Below are 26,322 nucleotides of genomic sequence, written 5' to 3'. Positions count from 1 at the left end.
GCCCCTTAAGCCTGGATATCTCCAGTGAGGTGTCATGGGCTTAAGGAAAACATAGTAACTTTTAAGTTTTTTCTATATTCATGATCTTTATATTATGTTGAGTGGTTCTCATTTTTGATCAATTTATGAATTGTAATGATAATAATTATTGATACTGATTGAGTTGAGATATTATTCTGTTACACTTTGAAACTGAAAAATCATGATCCTTTCATAATTGAGTTGCACAGAGTATGAGTACGCCATTTCTAAAATCAACATTAGCTTTTTCTGTATTAACGGCAATGGCTGGTCACACGCTAGCGAATGAAGTGAGTACAGCAGAGACAGAAGCTGTCAAACTGCAGACGATTGTTGTCACAGCAGCAGGTTACGAACAGAATGTAAATCAAGCGCCTGCTGCAATGACCGTGATTACTCGTGAAGAGTTAGATAAACGCAATTACAATGATATTAATGACGTTCTACGTAATACTCCCGGTGTTGTAGTCACCGGTTCTGGTTCTGCGCAAAGTATCAGTATTCGCGGTATGGGTTCTAACTACACGCTGTTTTTAGTTGATGGTAAGCGTCAATATTCAAAAGATGTCAATCCAAATGGTGATGACAGCGGTTTTGAAAAAAATATTCTGCCGCCTATGGCCTCGATTGAGCGTATTGAAATCATTCGTGGTCCAGCATCTACATTGTATGGTACTGATGCGATGGGTGGTGTCATTAATATCATCACTAAAAAAGTGACTGATGAATGGACTGGAACATTCGAGCTAGGAACAGTATTACAAGACAGCAATGCGTCTGGTGATATTAAAGAAGGATCAGCTTACTTGGCTGGGCCATTAATCGCGAATAAACTTGGCTTACAGTTAGGTATAAATAAGCAAGAACGTGAAGAAGATAGTTATGTTGGCGGCTTCCGTAATACAGAACGAGAAAGTGTTAACAGTCGATTGACTTATATATTGAATGATAATCATGATTTGAAGTTTGATGCGAACTTTATTAAGCAAACAGGTGAAACGACAGTAGGTAAAACGGTTGCTGTTGCAGGCCCAGGTGAAACACAGGCAGTAGGAAGTAAAGGTCGAAATTATCGTAGTGTATATAGCTTAACCCATAATGGTCGCTATACGGATGCGTTGACCAGTAGCAGCTATGTGCAACTTGAAAATTCAAAAAATCCTGATCGTAGCAATGGTCTTACAAGTGGTATTGAAGCAGATACTTGGATTGCAAATACTCAATGGGATTGGGACTTAAATAAACATCAATTCGTTTTCGGTGCTTATTTTAAAAATGAAGAATTAGTCGACCGCGCGACGAATCAAAATGATGCACTTCCTATTACAGAGTTAGAGCGTTGGGGATTTGCTTTATTTGCTGAAGATACGTGGTCAATCACGGATCAATTTAACCTAACCACAGGTTTACGTTATGATCATGACGAAAACTATGATGGTAATTTTTCACCACGTATTTACGGGGTATACAACTTTAATGATGCTTGGACTGTAAAGGGTGGGGTATCTACAGGTTATAAACAACCAGACTTAAAACAATCTTCAAGTGATGTACATTCAGCAACCGGTAAAGGTAGTGCCTTTATTATGGGGAATGATGATTTAAAACCTGAAAAATCTATCACTTATGAGTTAGGTACAGCTTGGCAAGGTGATCGCTCAAATGCAACTCTAACTGCATATTATACTCAATTTAAAGATCGTATTAGTGAAGATCGTACTTGCCAATCACCAAATGGTGCAAACAATAAACCATCTACATGGGTATGTCCTGATCCGTTTGACCGTTTAGATGAGAATGGCAATCCACTTATGTGGAACTTCTACGGCAGCCGCTTTAATATTGATGAAGCCATCATGCAAGGTGTGGAAGCAACTTATGATGTAGCGTTAGCTGAGAATGTGAATCTAGCTGCAAATTATACATATACCGATACTGAAATTAAATCAGGTCAATATAAAGGTAATCCATTAAATCAAATGCCAGAACATATGTTCAATATTACCGTTGACTATAACGTTAATGATCAATTGAATGTCTGGAATCGTTTACATTATCGTAGTGAAACATCACAATCTTTAGGCCGTTCATCAATGACGGTAGAAAATCCTGGTTATACTTTCCTTGATGTTGGTTTCAATTACCAATTTAATCAAAACTTAAAAGGCAAGTTTGGTGTATATAACCTGTTAGATGAGAAGGCTGAAGATGCAGATGGTGATCAACTGCTAGATGGACGTCGTTACGGAGTAGGACTGGTGGCAACATTCTAATAGTGCCAAGCTATGAGATGATTTAAAATAATCGCCTGATATCCTCTCAGAGTAGATCCTCATGACTCAGTATGAGGATATCAGCGATTGGCATAAGCCATTTCTATGATGCAGACAATTATCCCAGTTATTCACTTATCATGTGGTTGAGGTTTCATCGGACTCTTTAGCTATAAAAATAAATAATAGTCTAATGCGTTAAATTTCTAACACATCACTTTTAAATTCATATATTTTGCTATGATGATTTTTATTTTCATTCAAAAAATGTATGTCTGATTTAACGTTAGCGTTGCAGCGTGTCCCTAAATACATGCCCATTCGAGATGCACTTGCTCATCAAATAGAATCGGGTCAATTAAAAAGTAATGAAAAACTACCTTCTGAGCGAACGCTCTCTGAGGGGCTCTCTACAACTCGTGTCGCTGTTAGAGAAGCCTTGTTGATGTTGGAAATGGAAGGTTTAATTTATCGCTTAGATCGACGAGGCTGGTTTGTACGTTCTCCACGTATTGTCTACTGTCCTCAATCAACAAAAAGCTTTAACCAATATGTCTCTGAGCAAGGTGCTTTACCTAGTACATTATTGCTATCCTCGCAGTGTATACCTGCCACGGCGTGGGATGCTCAGCATTTGCACGTAGAGGTGGGTCAACAGATTTACTCAGTTTGGCGTAAAAGAAGTATTAATGGACGCCCTGTGATGGTCGAACATCTGCGTATTAAAGCGAATATCTTTCCTGGTTTACTCAATCATGATCTAAGTCAATCTATGACTCAATTAATGGCTGAGCATTATCAACGCTATTTAACACGTGCCCATATTCAGTTATATCCAGCGGCCTTAGCTGAACAACAGGCCAAAGCCTTACATGTCAATGTCGGAAGTATGGGCTTATATATTTCGAGAACCAATCGGGATCAATCTGGCAGCATTACCGATGTAAATCAAGAATACTGGTTACATGATATTTTGGAATTACACTTTGAAGCGAATTAATCTGGTTTAAACCAGATTAATTAAACTGTCACAAAGTATTGTTTAAATAACACGCATAAAAGAATGACATTCATTGGGAATGTACAATGCGTTTAAATAAGATCAATCATAAAAAACATATATGGATAAGCAGTTTAGCTGTATTTGGCATGTTATTCGGCTCAGGTTGTACGACCAGTACAGTAGGTCAAGAGCAAGAAGAGTTAACGGTCTATACGGCTGTAGAAACCGACCAACTTAAACGATACCAATGGGCGCTTAAAAAAGCATATCCTGAACTTAAAGTGAAATGGGTTCGCGATTCAACTGGCATTATTACGGCTAAATTATTAGCTGAGAAAAATAACCCGCAAGCTGATGTAGTAATGGGATTGGCATTAACCAGTCTCTTGGTGATGGAGCAAGAGCACTTACTGCATCCGTATCGTCCAAAAAATGTAGAGGCTTTAAAAACGAGTTTTTATAGCCAAGCGTCAACCCCGACTTGGACAGGAATGGCAGCTTGGGAGTCAGCTTTATGTGTCAATACAGTTGAATTAAAAAAGCGTAATCTACCGATTCCTCGCTCTTGGCAAGATTTAACCCAGCCTTACTATAAAGGGCTCATTGTGATGCCGAACCCAGCCTCTAGTGGGACTGGCTATTTAGATGTGACCGCATGGATGCAGTTGTTTGGTGAAGAACAGGCTTGGCAGTATATGCAGGCTTTAGATCGTAATATCGCCCAATATGTTCATTCTGGTTCTAAACCTTGCAAGATGGCAGCTCAAGGTGAAGCGGTCATCGGCATTTCTTTTGGATATCCTGGTCTTAAATTAAAAGCACAGGGTGCGCCATTAGAACTAATTCATCCTCAAGAAGGCTTGGGCTGGGAAATGGAAGCCTCGGCGATTGTCAAAGGAACCTCCAATTTAAGCAGTGCGCAAAAATTTATTGATTGGACCGTGAGTGAAGCTGCCAATCAATCTTATGCACAAAACTTTGCTTTAGTTGCTCATCAAACTGTTCAACCGCAACATGCAGGTATGCCCACAAATCTTGAAGAAAAGTTAATCCCACATGACTTTGCTTGGGCAGCACAACAACGAGACCGCATTTTAAAACGCTGGTCAGCACAATTCGAAAACTAATTGATATTTCAACGATAATATAATGAATATTCCATCCGCTTTACAGCACGCGACTGCGCACAATAGATCGCAATTAGAGTCTTATTTCAGACGCTATGATCAGCGACAGCAAGAGGTAATTTTACAAATTACCGATATCCAAAAATCGTATCGAGATAAACAGGTACTTGAACATATCAACCTAGATTTACGAGCGGGTGAGCTGATTAGTTTTTTAGGACCATCTGGCTGCGGAAAGACCACATTGCTGCGTATTATTGCGGGCCTTGAGCAGCCGAATTACGGAAAAATCATTAAAAAAGGTCAGGAGATTACCCGCTTAAAAGCAGCAAAACGTCAATGCGGAGTGGTGTTCCAAAATTATGCACTTTTTCCAAATTTAACCATTTCAGAGAACATTGCATTTGGACTAGATGCGAAGCAATGGCCGAAACCACAAAAAGAAGCACGTATTAGTGATTTGCTAGATTTAATTGAATTACCGCAGATTGCAGCACGTTATCCTCATGAGCTTTCTGGTGGACAGCAACAACGTGTAGCACTTGCTCGGGCATTGGCTATACAGCCCGATCTTCTGTTACTTGATGAACCCTTGTCTGCACTTGACGCCGTAGTGAGAGTCAAACTTCGACAAAATATTCGTTTAATTCAGCAGCAATTTAATATCCCAACAATCTTAGTGACACACGATCAAGAAGAAGCCTTAAGTGTATCTGATCGGATTGCAGTGATGTGTGACGGAAGAATTGAACAGCTCGATACCCCGCATAATATTTACTATGCACCCCAAACACGCTTTGTGGCTGCATTTATTGGTAATATGAACTTTTTAGCTGGGCATGTAGATCAAAATCATCAACTTCAACTGTCGATGTCTACCACCCAACTCACCAAGCAACACAGTTTACAAAAAGGTGAGACATTTGAAATCGGGTTTAGACCCGAAAGTGCATATTTAAGTTTGGACTATCCAGATAATCCTCAAGGCATCATCGTCAAGGTTCGTCCTATACAAATAGAATTCTTAGGGGCAAAAAAACGTGTGCTGTGTCATGTGTCGATATCTGATGGAAAGCCGATTGATCTACAAGTCGATCTTGAACATCACACGGTCATTACTTTAAATCAAGACATGTGGCTTTGTGTCTGTGCACCTGATCTGTATTTATTTGATCAGCAGGGGCATGTACGATGCTAGATTCAAATACAGCTGCGGCAATACTGAAGAGTAGTGTTGTGAATCGAGGCGGTCAATCCTCATTACGCGCCAATACCTTATTAGGGGGTATTGCATGTGTATTTACCTTATGTTTACTCATTCCGTTAATTCTATTGTTACGTAGTGCATTTTTAGATTCAGATGCAAACTTTGTAGGTTGGGACAATTTCACGCATTACTTTTCCAATCCTGCGCTTGTGTCTTCAATCGGCCATTCACTTTGGATTGCGCTACTTGCAATTTTAATTACGCTCCCTATCGCGGCGTTGTATGCTTTTGCTATTACCAATACGCATATGGCGGGTAAAGCTTGGTTTAAGAGCATTGCTTTTTTACCTATTCTGGCACCTTCGATTTTGCCTGCTTTAGCCTTAGTGTATTTATTTGGTCAGCAAGGTGTATTTAAGCACGTCCTGGGTGAGATCAGCATTTATGGACCTTTAGGTATTTTAATCAGTTACTGTTTTTGGTTATTTCCAGCAGTATTTATTTTAATGTTAGGCGCCTTTCGTCAAGTAGATCGTCGTCTCATAGAAGCAGCACATACTTTAGGCAAAAATAGTCTACAAACGCACTGGTATGTAACGCGTCCTGCCATTCAATATGGCTTAGTTAGTGCAAGTCTAGTGGCGTTTACTTATGTGGTCACCGATTTTGGTATTCCAAAAGTGATTGGTGGGTCATTTAATATGATGGCACTTGATGTCTATAAGCAAATTATCGGTCAACAAAACCTCAATGTAGGGGCAGTAATTTCAATTTTACTGCTCTGTCCGGCAGTACTCGCTTTTTTAATTGATCGCTACCAAGCCAGTCGGCAACATCTTCGTCAGCAAAATATTGCTCAGCCTTACTACTTACCTAAACATCGGGTATGGGACAAATTACTCTTCGGGTTTTGTAGTCTTGTTGCAGGTAGCATTGTTCTGATTTTAATGACAGCCATTCTAGCTTCTTTAATTCGCTACTGGCCTTATGATCTATCACTTACCTTCAACCATTATCGTTTTGAATATGTGAATGGGGGGTGGAAGAGTTATTGGAATTCTTTGCAGCTGGCATTTTGGACCAGTATTGTCGGAACAATTTTAATATTCACAACTGTTTGGTGTATGGAGCGTTTGGATCCTCATCCTCAGCTCAAACACTATATACGTATCTTATCGCTTTTGCCTTTGGCCATCCCCGGCTTAGTGCTCGGCATTGCATATATTCTGTTTTTTAATCATCCGAGTAATCCTTTAACCATGCTCTATGGCAGCATGACTTTATTGGTGATCTCAACGTTAATGCATTACTACACTGTACCGCACTTAGCTTTAACACAAAGTATTCAACATATTCCCCAGCAACTTGATCAGGCGGCACAAACCCTCGGGGCTTCACGTTTTAAGCTCTTATCGAAAGTGTATCTTCCCATCATGCTGCCTGCTTTAGGGGATGTATGGGTGTATTTGTTTGTCAATGCAATGACCACAGTCTCAGCAGCAATTTTTTTATATTCCCCAGAAACCAGTCTTGCCGCTATTGATATTCTCAATATGGATGATGCCGGGGATACAGTATCTGCTGTCGCACTGAGTGTTGTGATCTTGATCACCTCTTGCTTGGTCAAGCTGCTGCATTGGGGGGTAAGTAGAACATATTTGCAGCGTACTGAACGATGGCGTGATCGAACCTCTGCATAACAAGATATTAAAAAATAAAACTGAATGAAGACTATATCTATGGTTACCGATTTAAATATTGTCGGCGCAGGCATCTTAGGCCTTGCAGCTGCGATTCAAGCCAAACAACAGGGCTTAGCTGTTCGGTTATTTGAAAAAGATGCTGTACCTAGCGGGGCAACTCGACGCAATTTTGGAATATTAGGCAGTGCAACGCTCAGCCATCCGGCGGATTGCTGGCACGGTTATGCCAATGCAAGTGTTGAATTTTATCAACATATTCAGGCCAACATGGACATTTCCTTTAAAGCACGTACAGGTGTGTATCTCGCGACAGATCCTGTTCAGGATCAAGTCTTACACGAATTCGAACAAGCAGCAGCAGACTATGACATTCAAGCTCAATATCTGAATAAAGATGCCTTATTAGAGCGTTATCACTACCTAGATCCCGACTCAGCTTTACACGGTGGCCTCATTGTAACTGGTGAATATAGTGTCGAACCTGATCAAGTGGCGCTGCGTTTAATTCAATATGCAAAGCAAATTGGTGTCGAAATTTATCAGCAGGCTTGTGTTGTAAGTGCACAATCAGAGCGTGGGTCTACCTATATTCAATTGGCTACAGGCGAACGTTTTGAGTCGAAAAACTTGCTGATTTGTCATGGGGCTATCACCGATATTCTCTATCCTCAGGCTTTACAGGGCTTAGATGTACAGCGTTGCCATTTAAATATGGCGATGACGGCAGCATTACCTTATCAACTGAATGCATCGATTTACTCGGGTCTTTCAATTGCACGTTATCCAGGATTTTCAATTTGTCCAAGTTATCAGACGTTGCTTTCCCAGCCACAAGATGAAATCGTAGAGCGTTATGGCATTCATATTTTGCTTAAGCAAAATCATCTCGGACAGTTGATTGTTGGTGATAGTCATGAATATACCACTTTAGACCAGCCCGCTTTATTCGAACAGCAAGACCATATTTATCATTTCATTCAAACTTACTGTAAAGAGCAGCTTGGCTTTAGCTTGCCACCATTCATCAAGCGCTGGCAAGGACAGTATTTATCACATCCTGAACAGGCCGCGTGTTTTTTTGAAGTAGAACCCAACATTTACATTGCCAACGCAATCGCAGGCAAAGGAATGACAACAGGTCCGGGGTGGATCAAACACCAATTAAATCAACACATCTTCTAATTTTATTAAAAATTTTAATTGAGGGAAAATGGATATGAACGCACAATTTGAAGCAGATAATCCGTACTTATTACTTACACCTGGACCCTTATCAACATCAGTAGGGGTACGCCGTGCTATGCAACGTGATTGGTGTACATGGGATCAAGAATATAACCTTTTGGTTCAAGAGATTCGTCAGCGCTTAATAAAAATCGCAACCACACAGGTCGATGATTACACAGCTGTGTTAATGCAGGGGAGTGGAAGTTTCTCTGTGGAGGCCGTATTGGGTACCTGTATACCCGAACATGGAAAAATTTTAATTGTTAACAATGGTGCTTATGGTGCACGTATGGTCCAGATGGCCAAGCGTTTAAAGCTCAATGTTGTGGAGTTAGCTTACGCTGAAACTGAGGTACCTGATTTAAACGATATTTCGACCATGCTGTGTGATACACAAATTACTCACGTGGCATGTGTGCATTGTGAAACGACGACAGGCATGCTTAACCCAATTCAAGACATAGGAAAACTGGTCAAAGCTAAAGATAAAATTTGGATTGTGGATGCGATGAGTTCATTTGGGGGAGTACCTTTTGATATTGCCGATTGGCAGATCGACTTTTTAATTTCGAGTGCCAATAAATGTATTCAAGGGGTTCCAGGTTTTGGCTTTGTACTGGCAAAAAGGGAACACCTTGAACAATGCCAAGGACAAGCTCGATCTGTTAGTTTAGATCTGTATGACCAATGGTTCACCATGGAACAGCAAACAGGAAAATGGCGCTTCACTTCACCGACTCATGTAATACATGCATTTCATCATGCTCTACTAGAACTAGAACAAGAGGGCGGGGTAAACGCACGTTACCAACGCTATCTTAAAAATCAAACAACACTGGCGACCGGAATGCAAACATTAGGGTTTGAATGTGTTATTCCACAAAACCAATATCAATCTCCGATTATTAGTACTTTTCTATATCCACAGCATACTGCTTTTAATTTTGACGCATTTTATCAACAGCTCAAAAAAGCAGGCTTTGTAATTTATCCAGGAAAGATCAGCGACTTAGCATGTTTCCGCATTGGCAATATTGGCGAAGTATATCCTGAAGATATTGAGCACCTTTTACACGCAGTTGCCGAATACCAGACACATATTTCAGCTTAATTTAGCAATCGTCACGTTAAAGAGAATAAATATATGAATACCTCACCAATACAAGCCATTATTTTTGACTGGGCCGGCACGACTGTCGACTTCGGATCTTGTGCTCCAATTTTAGCGTTTCAACGTCTTTTTGCAGATCAAGGCGTCGAGATTGATGTGAATGAGGCACGTGCCCCGATGGGGCTTGAAAAACGTGATCATATTGTTGCTTTACTTAAGATGCCGCGTATTGCGCAAGTCTGGAGAGCTGTACATGGCCAAGACGCAAATGAAGCCGATATTGACCGTTTGTACCAAGAATTTATTCCCCATCAACTCGAAGCTATTCCTCAGTGCGCCGATTTGATCCCGGGTGCCTTAGAAACATTTAAAGATTTACGTAATCGTAAAATTAAGATTGGGAGTAATACGGGCTACGCAAGTATGATGATGCCTGAATTAATCGAAAAAGCTGCTCAACAAGGTTATCTGCCAGATTGTATTGTAACTGCGACTGATGTCACACGTGGACGTCCATATCCGGATATGCTATGGAAAAACCTGATGCAATTAGGGACTTCTGATATTAAAAGCGTGGTGAAAGTAGACGATACAGTTGTTGGAATTTATGAAGGGCTGAATGCAGGTTGTTGGACAGTTGGTCTTGCTGTAAGCGGTAATGAGGTAGGAATGTCATATCAAGCATGGCAAAATTGTACAATTGAAGAACAAGGACAGCTTAAAACAAAAGCCTATAAAAAAATGCAAAGTAGTGGCGCACATTATGTTATTGACACTATTGCTGATTTACCAAGTGTATTAGATCAAATCGAAATACGTCTAGCCCAAGGTGAAACACCTTAGTTACACCATGTTGACCTGCTCACCTCCCTCCAGGGAGGAGGTTAACCTAATCGTATTAGTATTAAATTCACTTCAAATCTTCTTCCTACCAGATCAAAAAATCTATTAAACAAGCTCCTTCCGTTGGGTCAGGAGCTGTTAATAGAGGTTAATTTCAAAGTCTTAATGCACCTGAATACCAAAAAACATACTTTTTTGCTCATTTGGTTGTAATTCTTCGAAAGTGACCTGAACAGCTTTATCATTATGCTTAATCTTAGCCGGTACATTACTCATCGGTAGTATGTCACCTGAGTACCAGGGTTGAGTATAAGCTGGATAACTATCATTCAAGCTGATGTTATATAGAACTTTTGAGCCTAAATTTTTAACCTCTATTTGATAAATTAAACAATCTTGAGGCTTAATCAAAGTATTTGCTGCTGAGAAAGGAGCTTCAAATACTTGTGACTTCGAAAAAATGCTGCAATTTTCAACCTTAAATTGTCTTTTTATAACTTTAATTGGACTTGTACTTACAATAATAGTATCTGTATTAGCCAATGCACCTAAAGCATTTGTTTGATTGTGATTATTTGGAATAACAATCAATTGCACTTGACTACGTGTACCATGAACACTGGTGATCGGCGCCTCAACTTTTAGCAAAATTGTAAGTTCAGTTGATTTTGCTAAAGATATTCTATGTTCCTTGATTGCAGTATCTTCAGTATCTAATACGCCATTATGATTGGTATCGATAAACAGACTATATAAAAATCCATTATTCTCTTGTGGGACTAATTGAATATCAAGGTCATTTTCATCAATTTGTCCACGATTAAATAAACGGTGGTTAAATACATAGGTACCACCAATATCAATTTGTGCATTTTGATCGTTAATTAACTCAAGTAAACGATGTTGTGTATGTGATGAAACTACTTCATTTTTTACAATATCAGTTAACCCGAACTGCAAAGATGAAATTGCAAACCAAATTGGATGACTGGCTTGAGCAGATGAACGTATCTGAACTACAGCACACACAACTTTTTCTGACAAAGGACCGACGCTTACTTGATTGATCGCTTTGCTAGAAGCTAGGAGATCTGATTTACACTGCTCAGTTGTAGCATCATAAAATTCAATATTGAGCTGTTCATTATATGGTACAACACTATTAGGAATTAACGAGCTATAACCACCTTCAGTTAGTATCTGGTGTTCAAGTTCACGTCGTGAAGCATAAAGTTGATAATCTTGGCTCATTTGGCTTGAATTTTTAATTCCAAGTGGAAAGTAAGCAAATCCATTGTCGGCGAACTGTTGCCAAAGTGCCCGACCATTATCTTGAACGATCATTAAGCCTGTACCGCTTTGTCGTGTGTCGAGGTTAAATAAGTCGCTGCCTGCTGCATAGCGATTACTGACGACACTTGTATTATCCTCCAAATAAATGTCATTAAATTCTGTCAGTACACTGACCTGATTCTGAATTGAAGCAACATATTCGGGGATGCTTTGATCTTGCGCTGTGGTCTTAAGGTTATATAGATGAAAACGTAGGTGACTCTCTGAATCTATATTACCCAAATTCAATGTATTAGTTAATAACTGTTGTACAGCATCTTTAGGTAATTTAGGGCAAGTACTTTTTTCAGTTAAACTCTCACAATGCAGTGTCGTGTTAGCATCAGCGATTAAATTTGAAATAAGACGGTCATGTAATGAGACATTATTTGCAGGTAAAGCAGTCTTATTAATTAAATCAAAATGATATGAGATTCGTTCATTTGGATAAAACATGCGGGTGGTGGGTTGATTGGTCAATGGGTCAACCGTAGTTTTTATAATTTTGAGATCTGTATCATTATCTTTGATAATGAAATCAAAATTATAATTCGCTGTGCCTTGGCTGCAACTCTTCATAGAAGCAATAATTGCTTGGCTACTGCTATCTAGCTTGAATGAAAAAGGTAGTGTTTTATCACCTTCAATTTTATCATTATCAAATAATTCAATTACTAATCCATTGATTTCAACACCCTGAGTATAGTCTAGGTTTGCTTTATAGTCAGGTGTATAGGAAAAACTGACATTATGATTACTGTCGATAGTTAAACCATCTACACTTGAAAGCTCAATATAGTTTTCTCCTACACGCCGATATAGTCGATAATCTCTGCCGTAGACTGGACGCTTTGCCATACCAGTTGTAGAATTATGGGTGATGTTAAAATTGAGTTTCGGCATATCAGATGCTTTATTGATTTGCCCTACAATTTTGAATGCCACAGGTAGTTTATTTTTGTTATTTTCAATATATTGGCCATTATCGGTAGTAAATTCGACAGCAGGCTTGAGTTTTAGTACGATATTGTCAAGAAAGTTACCTAATGTAGAGCCATTGGTGGCACGGAAAATAAAAGAATAAACCCCTCCTTTCTCTGGAACGTTACTACTGACTGTTGCTGTGCCACTACGTGTGACCCATCGACCCTGTTGTGAGCGGGTAACTGAACTAGTTGCAATACTTTGGACAGAGGTAACTGCATAAGTTGCATTACCTGCTACTTGATCTGCCACTGTACCAATTAAAAATTCAGCAGTTTCTGTACTAGTAGTTCGTGCAGCATGTTGAAATGACCAACTAAAACTTTCATTTCGAAATAAACATACTTTTTGATATAAGGCTGCTGCTTCTTCAGCATTTAATTCTGCATATTGATCATTAGTGGCATTAGGCATACCCCCAGATGACTCATGACCTGCGCCACGCCAAATTTCAATAATGCGACCTGTATTACCCCAAAATCGATGTGTAGTACGCCATCCAGGGATAAGATCTTGGGAAAGTTGAGTGAATTGTGGCGTAATCGTAGGTTGACTAAAATCCAAATTTACAAAGCTACGTTGAATTCCTACATTTGCTGCTTGATCTGCGACTACTGAGGCAAAACTAGATGAGGCGATTGTATAGACGAAAAAAAGTGCCATTACAGGACGTAAAAAAGCCGACATATTAATGAGAGACCTCAGGAGATAATGCGTCATGCGTAGATAAACGCGGTGGTATTTTTGGCGAATAACTGAGCGGCCAAAATGTAGTGTTAACGCCTTCACAACCTTTTTGATTAAGTTGTAGCAAAGACGGTAGATCATCGTGTTGGGGAATAATATCTACATCAATACTTTTTAAACTGCGTCTGATTGCTTGTTGAGCTGCAAAAAAATGTGGTTTCGCATGTCTCCAACCTAACTCACAATATTCAGCAGCTCCCCAAACCAATTGCACTTCTGCATGTGCAATTGTTTCAGGTAATAGTTGCATGGCATTACTTTGTTTGAGGTAAGCAAGTTGTAACCACAGATCACGACGCATTACTTGAGCATTCGTTAGGATGTGAGTACTATCACTTAAAGGTTGTTGATTGGTTAAGGCAAGATGTATCTTTCTTGCTTCATCAAACGCCTCGTACTTCGCTAAAGAAAGCCCTTTCTCTGACCATTCATGCTTTGCATAACTTAGCCACATTTTCGCTTTATAGTGATAATAGCGTTGCTGTGAATTATGAGGAGAAAATTTTCCTAATGCATGACTTAATTGCTCTAGATCCTGTTCAAAACCTCCATGAACAGAGGGAGAGAATATTAGAAAAAGTAGGCACAGTTTAGAATAATTGATATGCATATTTAACGAGTTCCCTTGGGTTCTAAGCTCGGATTTAGCTGAGCTTTACGACTGGCAAAGAGTTGTTCGTCAAACTTGAATCTAAATTTAAAATACGCACCATCAGCATCAATATTTTCGTAAGCCAAATCTTCTTCCTGATAGCCAAAGAAGTTATAACCTACAGATATCCACACATTAGTAGCAACTAAGTATCCGACTTCAGCACCTAGTAAATATTGGGTGTTATTCTGATCCCAAAGAGTTCCCATATTGATACTGCTATCCCAGCGTTCATTAAGATCATAGAGCACTCGACCTCGTATTAATTGAGAAATAGCATTACTTTGTAAACTATTATGCTGCTCTATGGCCCATTTGGCTGCATATTGACTTGATACGGTTAAGGCACGTAGAGGATGAAAATTGGTATGAATTGAACCAATGTAGTTTTGACGCTGTACTGGTTTGATTAAGTCTTGCTTATTATCTTCATAATAATGTTCAAATTTACCAAGTAAATCAAAGCGATTACGGAGCTGATCACGCCATGCAAGGCCCACTTGAGCACGGTTACGTAACACATCACCACGTTCACTCGATTGTGCTTTAGTGAGGTTAAAACTATTTTTCACCAACAGACTGAGTTCAGGGTACATCTGACGTGCATATGCAAGGCTATGTAAAAAGTCATTTTGCTGCTCAGCATAGCGTGCCTCGAAACGAGTCGAAGCTTTCCAGTTATCCGCAACTAGATATTCAAAAGCTAAACTTAGAGCAGTACTATCATTAGTAGCGGTCTGTGTTTCGCCCAAAGTTTCTGTCCGCTCAAAACTAGTGCTTAAGTAAACTTTAGGTTGAATTTGCCAGCGATTACGTAAGCCAACAGCCGCCTCGGCTTCACGTTGACTCATACTGTCAGCTACACGATATTCACTAAATACAGTAGCGTCTTTCATATATTGGCTTGAAATGCCAAATAGAGTCCGATTAGTTTTATTTTGACTATTTAATGCATATAATCCGTCTAAAGACGAAATTAGTTCGTGACGTGCATATAATTCTGTATTCGGTAAAACTTGTGCTGTACCACCTACGGCAAGAACCTGGCGATCCTCCTTCACTACGTCCTGCTCGTATTCTAAGAAAGCTGTTGATGCACGCCAAGGTAAGCGTGTATTCGCTTTTAGGCGAGCGGTTGTACCATTATACGTCTCGGAGTAACCTTCAACTGATTGATTGCTTTCATCGTAATGACGTACACCTGCTTCAAGAGAGAAACTTGGATTAAATTGGTGTTCAACACTGGCTAACATGCCTTGTTTGATATAATTGTTATTTTCATCCTCATTGCGGATTGCTTCAATGCGAACGAGACCTATCTTCTCAGCAGGAAGCGAAAATTTAATACCAGTTTCAATTTGGCCTGCTGAAATAGTTGCTGCATCATTATAAAAGGAGGTCTCAGCTTGGTGATGATAAGCACGTATTTGCCCAATTTTACTTTGATGAGCAAATTCAATACGTGCAGCTACACCATCTTGTATTTTACCTACGCTATTTTGGTTGAGGCTTTTGTTATGGTCTTCACTTTGTGCAATTTCTGTCAATAATTGACTGCTTTTTGCAAGCTGGATGACGCTGTTTAGACTTTTTAATTTTTGTGGGTGTAGAGGATCATTGTTGTTAACCCATGAGCCACCAATTTTTACATTAGAATTTAAGTTATAGCGTAAGCTGCTACCACTTACATTATACTCTGCACCTATATCTTCTGCTTCGACAGTGACTCGAATATAACGTGGATTAAACTCAGCGTCTACACTGCTAACTGGTTGTTTTAAGTAAATAGTTTTATTGTAGGTGTCAATCTCATAATCTACAAAACGTGTTAAGAGTTCACGTTCAATAATTTGTGTACTGTTATTACGATCACGCGTAATAATCTCTACCTTTTCACTGTTCTCTAGCATCAAATCTGTAGAGATGCCTGTTAGTGAGTAAGGTCCAGTTAATCCAAAAGCACGTTGTTCTTGAGTAACCTGACGTGATTTGGTGTTTGATGAGAAAGCGCTAGTAGACAAACGATCACTGTCGTAACCTACTTTAATACCTGTTAATGAACGATTATATTGACCTAAAGCTAAACCTTCATCTTGCTCTGTACGAGTCACATAATCACCATACATAGCATAGTGACGACCTTTATCCAAGCGTAAATATAGTTTGCCTGTAGACTGAGCCTCAAATCCTTTACTTGCAGCATCGCCATAAATAGGATAGTACTCATCAGGCTGAATATCACGGAACAAACGTGTACTACTACTTTTGGTTGAGTCGTATGCTAAAGTCAGTAAGTAATCACCACGTACTTTGCCCTTTAGAAATAGCGCCGCGCGGCCATTGAGTTGGCTTTTATCCCAAGCAGCAATTTCATTGAGTTGTTCTTCGAAGCCTTCATTTCGTGTAGTACTTTGAATATTATTTAAATCAAATGCATTAAAATTGAGGTGACCTTCAAGTAAACCAACAGCAATCAAAGGGCGTAGATCAGCAGTAAAGTCTAAACTTAGTTCTTGTTGTAGTAAGCCACTGCTGATTTTTAGGGTGCCTTTGGCTGGAGCAGTAGGTGAGAGCACATTAATGAGCAGCTCACCCCCTTCGATAAATTGTTGAATTCCTGGTTCGTTTGGATTTAAGTCTTTTAGTTGAACTAGACCTAAATTACTTTCAATGTTTATAGGACTGCGTGTACCTACTTTCACGCCGTGTTTGTCAAGAAGTTGCACACGAATTTGCATATGGTCGCGACCATTCGCCATAACCTGTTCTTGAACACGTATTAAGTGTAAACGCTCAATTGCACCAGGAACAATTAGCTGAATCGTTTTGGTTTCGCGTACATTACCGGCAAAATCGAGTTGTTCCAAACGTAAATTATTTTTACCTGCTTGTAGATCTAAGCCAATATATTCCAGCCCTTGTTTATTTTTTTCTACCAAAGTACTTAATTTGGAGCGGCGATGATCTTCTACTAAGTTTCCATTGAGCCATAGGCGTTGTGTTGCACCCATTAGCCCTTGCAGTTGAATATGTGTCTGATTACTTAATAACACTTGTTGGTCATAAACATTTAAGAAAACCAAATTTGAATCAGGGTGTTGCTGTAATTGCTGTTCAAGACTTAAATTTGATAGCTTTAAGTTTAAAGCTTGAGTGTCAAGGAGTTCAGTTGGACGGAGTGGCAGGCAATTTTTACCATCATTTTGTGTTAAACATCCTTCGCTTTGTTCAAGACGACGACTACGGCTAATGTATTGAGGTGCATCAATGGATAACTGCTGATTGATAGCTTTTTCTAAATTTAACTGACTCAGAGCACTTTGTTGCTGACGTTGTACAATCTCAGTCAGCAGATCTGTAGAACAAATTTCTGCTTGATCAGCAATTGCGAAATCAGCACGATGGATTTCACCACGTTTCAAATCAATAAAACGTGAGCTTGCATCTCCTGCCTGACGACTAGATAGCAATACTAATTCTGCATGAGGGAGGGTAGTTGGATCAATCTTTAAGACATGAGTAATTGGGCGAATACCATAAAAATCATATTTGCCCTCACGATCAGTAATTACATAGCTGCCATCTTCTAAATAGAGGCGTACGCCTGGAACACCTGATTCGCCTAGGTCTTGTATACCGTTTCGATTACAGTCAGTGAAAACCTTGCCAATAATGAATCCTTCACTTCGAAAAATCCCCGCATTTATATTTACTTTGGCCTGTGCTTCATTAGAGCGTAACTGACTCTCTTTATCGTGAGCACGAGCTCGGTTAATTCCGTCTCCATTAAGGGCAGAATGACCGACTAAAACTTTATACTCTAATTTTGCAGTTTGTTGAGTAGCTAAGGTACCTATATCAAAACGTAAGGTTGATGTCGCTGCACCCTGAGGCTCATGAAGATTTTGACCGTTGAGCTTTACGCTTTTAACTATGTATTTAAAACCATAAGGAAGTTGGTCTTCTAACTCTACGTTACTTAGATTGCGTTCACTGTTGTTGGTAATCGTGATGTCATAATAACTAAAGTCTCCGACTTCAACATTTGTACTGCGTACAGTTTTTTCAATAGTTAGATTTCCTTGCTCGATTATAGGGTCTAAAGGAATATCAGTGAGATGATTCATCTCCTTAGCATTTAGTGTAAATGTATTGCCATAAGCACTTACTGCGTCAACGTTATATTGAGTAAAGGACGCTAATGGGTAGTGTTCTTTATTACTAGCGAACTGATAATTTTTCCCAGCGATACCAGTTGTATCTACGACCAATTTATATCGACCAGCCTGCAACTCAGGATAATAAAACTCACCTAAATTATTGGTTGATTCTGGCGCTATAACTTTATTACTTTCGTTATTTAAATACTCTACTGGCTGTCCTAATTCATTTAACAAAATAACTTTTGCACCTGAAATAGGTAGTTGTGTTTTAGCATCAAATACAATGCTGTAAGGTTCTATTAAAACACTGCTATTAACATCTTGTAATGGGATCGTATTTTGATTGGTACTAGATACGCAACTTGTAGCAATTACAGATACCTGGTCGCGCTTTAAAGTTTGCAATATTTCATCATCTAGATCAGCTTGTGCCTTATTTTCTAAGGTAAGGCTAAAATGAAAAACACCACTATCTATATCACTTTCTTCTACGATGAGATCAACAACATCATGTGTAAGTTGTGAATAGACTTTGAGTCTTACTTGTTCAATAAGATTAGAATTTTGATTGCATTGGGCTGCAATTGTTTCGATATACAATGGACGTATGAGTTTGCTTGTTAAAATTGTATTTTTAAAATCAATATTTTTAAAAGCAATCGTAGCAGGTTTTGTTGGAGAAATAGTAGGTTGTTCTATTTGGACGTAGACTGCATTAGATGGAAGTTGAGCCAATGGTAATTGGTTATCTAAAAGCCCTTGGTAACTCATGTAAGCGATATTTTCAATTTTTGCATTGAAAACTTCCCCTTGAGCAAAAGTGATTTGAGGCATAGTAGTTAATACTAAAACACAGATCCATACGGGTTGACGTGAGCTTTTCTTAATTCGTTGCACAAATACCACACACAAAAAACATAAAAGAGATCTGACCCTAACTTTAGGGTCAGATGAAACGAGAACTTATTGGTCGATTTTGACTGCGAACTCGAGAGTTACAGTTTCGCTTGGTAGGAGGGTTTCAACTGTATAGCTGATCTGACGATTACTATAAGTGGCCGTTGCAGGTTGCAAAGAACCTTCTACAATTTTGGTATAATTAGGCACCACGTCAGATAGCGTGATTTTACTTGCTTTTACATTACCATCGTTGCTTGCGACAATCTTGTAGTAAACACATTGACCTGGTTTGGCTTTAAGATCACTAGTAACATAACTAGTATTCAAGCTAGTGCAATTTTCAGAAAGGGCTTGTGTTTTAAGCAAACGTACTTGACTTAAGTTAATGACGGTACGGTCAGTAATACTTACTTTGCCTTTATCATTGCCTGCAGGTGTAAGAGTGATTACTGTGGTATCTGATTCACCAGATACAGCATTGACCGGTGCTTCAACCTTAACAAAAATCGTAACTGATTCATTCTGTGATAGACCAGCTTCATTTCCTACTTTTGTTAATAAATCTTTTAAAGAGGCATTACGTTCTTCAGAAGTAATACCAGTAATCATTTCATTTTGAGTTAAATTTCCATCATTATTGGTGTCAATATAAACTGAAGTCACGCTTCCTTCTAAAGTGGAAGACCAATCAATATTCAGTGGGTAGGTTGAGTTGTCACCTTCAAGTACGTTACCGACGTTAGTTAAGGTGTGGCTATATGCAATCGTACCGCCCGGAGCAACTTGACCTTGACGATCTGGTGTAAAAATCAATTGACGTTGTTCTTCTACTTTTATAGCAAAAGTAATATCGTCTTTGGTACCTGAGGTAGGTGAGTTAATCTCAACTTTGATATTTTCTACAGTGCCCGCCGGTGTGCCAGCAGGAGGGGTTACTACTAAACAGAAACTCTTAGCTTCGCTAGGTGCAATACTATTCGAATTGGTAACTTTGCTGGTCGTGCAGTTGCCTACATCATCTTTTTCAAAGATTTCAACAATCCAATTGTTTGGTATGTTTGGAACACGAATAATATAGTTATCAGAGATATTGCCGGTATTTACAATAGTAATGTCAAATACTTCTGGAGTCGCAGGTGGGGTTGTCCCTGTATCTACAGGAATAGTATTCCCAGGACCTTGGCCTTTATCAGAAGTTGGGTCTTTGAAGATCGGACGGTGAACCAAATCAACCGAATTACCTTGTAAAGTTGATATAATTAATTTGACTGTATCTTTTTCTGTATTTTGTGTTGATGTACTAACGAGAGTTATGCCTGCTGGGCTTGATAAGACTTGACCTGATGGTAATGTAATACGTACAACAAATTGTTCCTTTTGGCCTGCTAAGATTGGACCGGTATCGACAATTCCATCACCATTAGTATCGGTGAGTGGCGTTTTACCATCAGCATTTAGAATCTCAACAGTAGAACCTTGTGGTAAAGCTGCGAAACTGCCTACGACACTATTACGATCAATAGTTAGGTTATAGGTATTAGTGACATTACCACGGTTGTGAACCACGATAGGATCACTTTCACCTTGACCAAATATCAACGCAAGACCTTGTTTACCTGCAATAACAACTTCATCATTGGCAGTTAAGTCAGTGGTTGGTTTTTCTTTATCACTAAACTGATCACTTAATGAGTCATTAATTGCACCTGCATAAAAACCTTGTAGAACAATGATGGATTGATTCGATGGAATGGTGCTTGAATCAGCAGGTGGCGTATTTGGTGCAGTCGGCACATCAATCATTTCTAAAGGTATAGATGAGCCATTTGAATCAAGCTTACCATTTGGATCGATATAAGCAGTGTTGCGAATTTCACCCGCTTGCGCTTCTTCTTTAACCTTTACTTTAAAAGTTAATTTTGCTGTAGTATTAGCTGCTAAACGATCAATGTTTAATAAAAATGCACGTTTACTATCATCGAATTGAAATTTATCGTTATCATCTTTGCTTTCTGTTAGAACAGTATTACTTCCGTTGTAATACGCGGAACCTTTAATGAAGTCTACATTACTTGGTAATACGTCGAAGATTGCAACATTGGTAGCTGCACTATTACCCGTATTTTTAAACGTTAAAGTATATTCAATTTCTTTGCCCACTTGTGTCACACTGACATTGGCTGCTTTAGTCAGTTGTACTACAGCACCTGAAGTAATTTGGGTAGTATCAATATTTGATTTTGAAACCTCAGTATATAGTGTAGTAGATGCTGCTGTTACACTGAGCTTTAATTTGTCTAACTGACCTTCTAGTGCTGTACTTGGTGTTACAGCGACAACTACCAAGCCTACTGATTCGCCAGCACTAAGTTCAATAAGACTAGAGGGAGTCAAGGCAATTTGATTATCAGCAAGACCATCTTTATTACGATCTAAATAGACTGAGAACTTACCACCTGCACTGAAATCGAACGTTGAACCTACTTCATCGAGGTCTTCAATATTTACTGCGAACTTGTCAGTACCATTACCTGTGTTCGTTAGCACATGTGAGAATGTGACTTGGCCATTTGGTGTTGCTTGAGCACTGCGATCTGCTTCAAGTGTGAAACTACCGATTTGTGCAACTAGAGTTTTTACTTCGTTGGATGTTACGACACGCTCATTCCCTGTGTTATCTGTGTAAGTAGCAGTTGCAACGTTACTGATGTTGGTCCCTGCAAGTGGCACTATAGCTATAGCTTGAGGTGCTATAACGCATAAGCCACCCAATAAAGTTAAAGACGTCGCAATTTTGCCAAGAGTAAAATGTTTATTCATGTAGTGCTCGATATCAAGGTCAAAATTGACCAATTAAAAAATTATTCAGAAGTGTTAACGCGAACTTGAGCTGAAACCGAAATTTTTTGTTTAGGTTTTAACTCAGTGATATGCCATTGAAGGGCACGATATTCATTTAGAGGAATGTTTACTTGCTTGCCATTTTGTAAGCGCGTAAGTGGGGTAGGTGCAAAATTTTTCCCATCTAATGATGCCTGGGCACCTTTAGGGAAACTTTGACCTAAATAAGTTACGGACTGGGGAAGTGGTAAATTGAGTTTTAAGTTCTTTAAACTTTTTTGTGAAACGTTTTCATAGCTCACTTGATATTCCAGAGCTTGTTTTGGCTTAACTTGCTCATCAGCTTTAAGCAATTTTTTTTGTTGCTTTTGATCAACATGGAAAACTTCCATTTTGGCAATTAATGGACTTTCATTTGCATATGCAACTGAGAGACCAGAAGTAAGACAGATAAGGACAAATAGACTACGCATTTGTTTGTGATTTTGTGACATAGTTTTAAAATTTTGTAAAAAGAGGAGCGCATTTGTACACGAAAAAATAAATAAATAAAGAAAAAAAATATGAAAAAGAGGTTTTTTTTGTAAACTTAGTGTTGATTTATCAGCTTATTTCTTTATTTTTAAAATCAGATGAACATACTATTACAATCTTTTTAAAATGATGTTTTTATTGGTAATTTTTTACAATCGTATATTCTTATCAAGATTTTTCTAGTTTTTTATTATGAATTCTGTCTAAATAATCGAAGAAATGAATAAGGTATTCAAATTAAATTAAGAAATCTTAATTTTAAAACAAAAAATACACAAAAAATTACATTATATTTTTTGGGTTTTTAAGGCAAATTGAGTGCTCAACATGTTTGAAGCGATATAGTTTGATGAAAATTTCGTTGATGACTAGAATCAAGCAAGCCTCTATGTTTAGGGCAAGCCACATTTCAAAATACCGAACGTGGCATAGTGTTTTCGCTACATTTCCCCAAATTCAACGAAAGAACCTAATCATATGCTGATCGTGTGCTATCTTAATATGATCAGGAATTATATTGTGCATCAGCCACATATCCATCTCATGACTGAGATGGGTCATCCATGTTTGTTTAGGCTGTAAATGTGAAGCTAAATCTAAGACTTGGGCTAAGTTATTATGATTTCTACCTTTGACTTCGGGCGGATGAGAGCAATCAATCACTAAAGCATCTAATGGAGATTGGCTTAAAAAGTTTAAGGTGTCTTTAGGCAAACCCACTGTATCAGTTAAATAGGCGATCTTGTGCCCGACTTGATTTTCAATCAAATAACCAAAGGTCAATTTTGAATGGATCAATGGGAGAGGGGTGAATTGAAGATCACCCAATATGATCGATTTAAATGGCTCAAGATAAACAAATTCAAGTAAACCCGAATTTTTATACAGATCCGCACAGCCATCAGGATCAGGTGGGCAGTAGACCTGAATTTTTGAACCTTTACCCCAACGTAGGTGAAATAAGCCTTGTACATGATCAGGATGAAAATGCGTCAACACAATTCCGGATAAAGAATTGGGTGCAAAACGCTGACATAAATCTGTGAGTCCAGCATCAACTAAGATGCGACTTTGTTTGCTTTCAAGCAAAGCTGAGCAATTTCTACGTTGATAAAACGGAGTATCTATAGCTCTTTGACATGCGAGACAGTCGCAGCCATAAACAGGCACACCTGCTGCATCGCCTGTGCCTAAAAAAGTAAATTTCATAGAGGCTCTCTATATATATACTGATGTAGAAAATCCACTAAAATATGGCCGGCTTCACTTAAACTGGTATTGTTATGCAAAACAAAAACGTGAGAGCCCGAAGGTTTAAGCTGTTGATTACGGGCCAAGCGTTGCTCAATCTGTGTGATCGAATCACGGCCACGCGCCTGTAAACGTTGCGCTAAAATGTCATGATCAACGTCAATTAAAATGGGCACTAAGTTACTGTAACGTGCTTGAGCTTGCTCTAGATGTGCCCGTGAGCCATTAATGAGCACATGATGACCTTCTGAAAGCCAAGTATCAATTTCAATACCAATCCCATAATGTAATTGATGACTTTGCCATGTCAGTGCAAATAAACCTGTACGTTGTCGAGTGAGAAACTCAGTTTCTGTTAAAGCAATATGATTTTCATTGAGATCAATCGGTCGAGTAATATAACGATGTGCAAAAACTAAATTTTCATCTGCAGCAAAATGTTGTTTGGCCCACTGGATCAGGGCATCTTTGCCTGATCCAGAAGGTCCCATGAGGTAAAAAACATGGGGCTTATGCATAGTTAAATCCAGCTTGATAGACTAATTGACCCTCAGAGAATACGTATTGGGTTTGTAGAACATCTTGTATTTGGGCCACACACACTAAATCAGCTCGTTTACCGACCGCAATTTCACCACGATCAAACAGTCCTGCTGCTTGTGCTGGGTTATAGCTGACGAGATTGACTGCTTGCGATAGGCTGATATCAGTCAGCTGGGGTAAACGAAACGCTGCACTTAACATGGTCGCTGGGTGATAATCTGAGCATAAGCAATCTGCAACGTTGGCTTTAACGGCATCGAGTGCACGCATAGAGCCTGATTGGCTTTGACCACGCAAGATGTTAGGGGCACCAAAAATCGTGCGCATGCCTTTGGCTTTGGCTGCTTGGGCTGCGCTTAAATTAATTGGAAACTCAGAAACTTTCACCCCAAAGCCATGCAGTAAGTCAATTTTTTCAGGACAGTCATCGTCGTGTGAGGCAATTTGAATATTGTGTACTTTAGCCTTGGCAATTAAGGTTTCAATACGGCTTAAAGTGAGCTCAGATTGCGCGATTTTATTGGCAATTAAGGCATCAAGTTCAGCTTCAGTTTTTTTATAAGTTCTTGATAAATAGTCTTTAAAAGCATTGACATCTTTAAACTGACCTTGGCCAGGTGAATGATCCATAATCGACACTAAATCAATGGCATCTTTGTCGATGAGTGCAAGCAATACATCAAGTGCTGTGGGATCTGTTACTTCATAACGACAGTGAATTCGGTTATCCACCAAGGCATTTTCATTCCACTCGCGCATGGTCTGTACAATATTTCTTGCCACTTCATTATTACGTACGCCAAATTCATCATTGGCAAATGAAATGGCATGAAAAACCGTGGTGATCCCGTTGCTGGCATTGCGTTTATCTGCTTGGGCGCATGCAAATCTGAGGGGAAAATGCACTTTTGGTCTGGGTTCCACTTCTTTTTCTAATGCATCACAGTGTAAATCAATAAGACCTGGAATTAAGGTTTGACCTTTGAGATTAATGTGTTGTACGTGATCTGCAACAATGCTTGGATTAATGGCTTGAATCACACCATCTTCAACTAAAATTGCGCCGTGTTCAATAATATGGTCTTTTAATACTAAGCGTGCATTATGTAAGTAGTAAGCGGTATTCATGCGATTTGTTTTTCCTTGTAAAGGGTGGTGTGAGCAGGTGGTGGACTCAGTTCTACAATATGATCAGCAAGTTGTTGGGTAATGTTTGGATCATGGAAAATGGCTAGCATGGCTGTGCCGTATTGTTTTAGGTTTTGGATGAGTCCCATTACTTTTTCTGCTGTTTTGGGATCTAGACTTGCCGTAGGCTCATCAAGCAGTAGTAAGCGTGGTTGTGAAATCAAGCCACGAGCCAAATTGACGCGTTGGCGCTCGCCCCCAGAAAAGGTGGCAGGAGAGATATGCCACAAGCGTTCAGGCAGATTCATCGCATGGAGTAGTTCTTTAGCTTTCTCTTGAGCCAATTCAGCACGTATGCCTTGTTGCAGCAAGGGTGTCGAAACCACATCGAGGGTCGCTTGTCGTGGTAAGCAATGCAAGAATTGTGTCACAAAACCAATTTCGTGACGGCGCAGCGCTAGAATTTGATGTTCATCACTAAATGCTAAATCAAGACACCCATCTTGTGCACTGTGGTACAAAATATGCCCTGCAGTCGGCAAGTAGGTTCGGTAAATCCCTTTTAAAATTGAAGATTTACCCGCACCTGTTGGACCAATCAATGCAGTTAGTTGTCCTGCATAGACTTGAAAGCTGACTTCATGTGATGAAGGAATAACTTTATTTTGTTCGTGTAAATGAAATGATTTACTGTAATTTTTCACATCAAGAATAAGAGAGGTCATGTAAATT

At 39.2% G+C, this 26,322-nt stretch carries 16 protein-coding genes and 1 pseudogene; 8 read left to right on the top strand and 9 right to left on the bottom strand.

Translation table 11 applies throughout. From position 1 onward, the window contains the following. Window positions 1-233: 233 nt before the first annotated feature. From AC5YCI_RS07485 to phnX, 8 genes and pseudogenes are all read left to right on the top strand, one after another. The gene (locus AC5YCI_RS07485; RefSeq protein ID WP_496175366.1) at window positions 234-2,294 is read left to right on the top strand and encodes a TonB-dependent receptor domain-containing protein; all 2,061 of its coding nucleotides are present in this window, start codon (window positions 234-236) and stop codon (window positions 2,292-2,294) included. Between the two features lie 271 nt (window positions 2,295-2,565). Next, entirely contained in the window at window positions 2,566-3,294 is a 729-nt protein-coding gene (locus tag AC5YCI_RS07480) for a UTRA domain-containing protein (RefSeq protein ID WP_496175365.1), read from the top strand. A 149-nt stretch (window positions 3,295-3,443) separates the two neighbouring features. Continuing rightward, window positions 3,444-4,424, top strand: coding sequence for a putative 2-aminoethylphosphonate ABC transporter substrate-binding protein (locus AC5YCI_RS07475; protein WP_496175428.1), 981 nt, complete (start codon window positions 3,444-3,446; stop codon window positions 4,422-4,424). 22 nt (window positions 4,425-4,446) lie between these two features. Next, window positions 4,447-5,035: pseudogene (locus AC5YCI_RS07470) on the top strand (ABC transporter ATP-binding protein); the annotation flags it as partial. A gap of 580 nt (window positions 5,036-5,615) precedes the next feature. Next, window positions 5,616-7,331: a putative 2-aminoethylphosphonate ABC transporter permease subunit gene (locus AC5YCI_RS07465; RefSeq protein ID WP_496175364.1), complete on the top strand. Its 1,716-nt coding sequence runs from the start codon at window positions 5,616-5,618 to the stop codon at window positions 7,329-7,331. Window positions 7,332-7,370: 39 nt separating this feature from the next. Then, window positions 7,371-8,516 (top strand): FAD-dependent oxidoreductase, encoded by a 1,146-nt coding sequence (locus tag AC5YCI_RS07460; RefSeq protein ID WP_496175363.1) that lies wholly within the window; start codon window positions 7,371-7,373, stop codon window positions 8,514-8,516. 28 nt (window positions 8,517-8,544) lie between these two features. After that, window positions 8,545-9,672, top strand: coding sequence for a 2-aminoethylphosphonate--pyruvate transaminase (phnW, locus tag AC5YCI_RS07455; RefSeq protein WP_496175362.1), 1,128 nt, complete (start codon window positions 8,545-8,547; stop codon window positions 9,670-9,672). Between the two features lie 33 nt (window positions 9,673-9,705). Next, the gene (gene phnX, locus AC5YCI_RS07450) at window positions 9,706-10,515 is read left to right on the top strand and encodes a phosphonoacetaldehyde hydrolase (RefSeq protein WP_496175361.1); all 810 of its coding nucleotides are present in this window, start codon (window positions 9,706-9,708) and stop codon (window positions 10,513-10,515) included. A 162-nt stretch (window positions 10,516-10,677) separates the two neighbouring features. On the opposite strand, the gene AC5YCI_RS07445 is transcribed toward phnX, so the two are convergent. The 9 genes from AC5YCI_RS07445 to phnL all read right to left on the bottom strand — a co-directional run bounded on the left by AC5YCI_RS07445 (window position 10,678) and on the right by phnL (window position 26,315). Continuing rightward, window positions 10,678-13,518, bottom strand: coding sequence for a hypothetical protein (locus AC5YCI_RS07445; protein WP_496175360.1), 2,841 nt, complete (start codon window positions 13,516-13,518; stop codon window positions 10,678-10,680). A 1-nt stretch (window position 13,519) separates the two neighbouring features. After that, entirely contained in the window at window positions 13,520-14,188 is a 669-nt protein-coding gene (locus AC5YCI_RS07440; RefSeq protein WP_496175359.1) for a hypothetical protein, read from the bottom strand. 2 nt (window positions 14,189-14,190) lie between these two features. Continuing rightward, complete coding sequence (locus AC5YCI_RS07435) at window positions 14,191-19,227, bottom strand: SdrD B-like domain-containing protein (protein WP_496175358.1); 5,037 nt, start codon at window positions 19,225-19,227, stop codon at window positions 14,191-14,193. A gap of 129 nt (window positions 19,228-19,356) precedes the next feature. Then, window positions 19,357-22,023 (bottom strand): DUF7619 domain-containing protein, encoded by a 2,667-nt coding sequence (locus tag AC5YCI_RS07430; protein ID WP_496175357.1) that lies wholly within the window; start codon window positions 22,021-22,023, stop codon window positions 19,357-19,359. A gap of 131 nt (window positions 22,024-22,154) precedes the next feature. Continuing rightward, window positions 22,155-22,628: a hypothetical protein gene (locus AC5YCI_RS07425; RefSeq protein WP_496175356.1), complete on the bottom strand. Its 474-nt coding sequence runs from the start codon at window positions 22,626-22,628 to the stop codon at window positions 22,155-22,157. Between the two features lie 496 nt (window positions 22,629-23,124). Further along, window positions 23,125-23,877 carry a phosphonate metabolism protein PhnP gene (phnP, locus tag AC5YCI_RS07420; RefSeq protein ID WP_496175355.1) on the bottom strand — a complete coding sequence of 251 codons (753 nt, stop codon included), beginning with the start codon at window positions 23,875-23,877 and terminating at the stop codon, window positions 23,125-23,127. After that, window positions 23,874-24,437, bottom strand: a complete 564-nt coding sequence (gene phnN / locus AC5YCI_RS07415; protein WP_496175354.1) for a phosphonate metabolism protein/1,5-bisphosphokinase (PRPP-forming) PhnN — start codon at window positions 24,435-24,437, stop codon at window positions 23,874-23,876. Before phnN ends, phnP begins: the two co-directional genes overlap by 4 nt. Then, entirely contained in the window at window positions 24,430-25,590 is a 1,161-nt protein-coding gene (locus AC5YCI_RS07410; protein ID WP_496175353.1) for an alpha-D-ribose 1-methylphosphonate 5-triphosphate diphosphatase, read from the bottom strand. Before AC5YCI_RS07410 ends, phnN begins: the two co-directional genes overlap by 8 nt. Then, a complete protein-coding gene (gene phnL / locus AC5YCI_RS07405; protein WP_496175352.1) occupies window positions 25,587-26,315 on the bottom strand; it encodes a phosphonate C-P lyase system protein PhnL in 729 nt (242 codons plus the stop codon). The genes AC5YCI_RS07410 and phnL overlap by 4 nt, the downstream gene beginning before the upstream one ends. Window positions 26,316-26,322: the final 7 nt, after the last annotated feature.

Source organism: Acinetobacter sp. CY17 (assembly GCF_059515825.1).
Note: the sequence above shows the minus strand (reverse complement) of the source record. Positions and strands in the feature narration are given on the sequence as shown.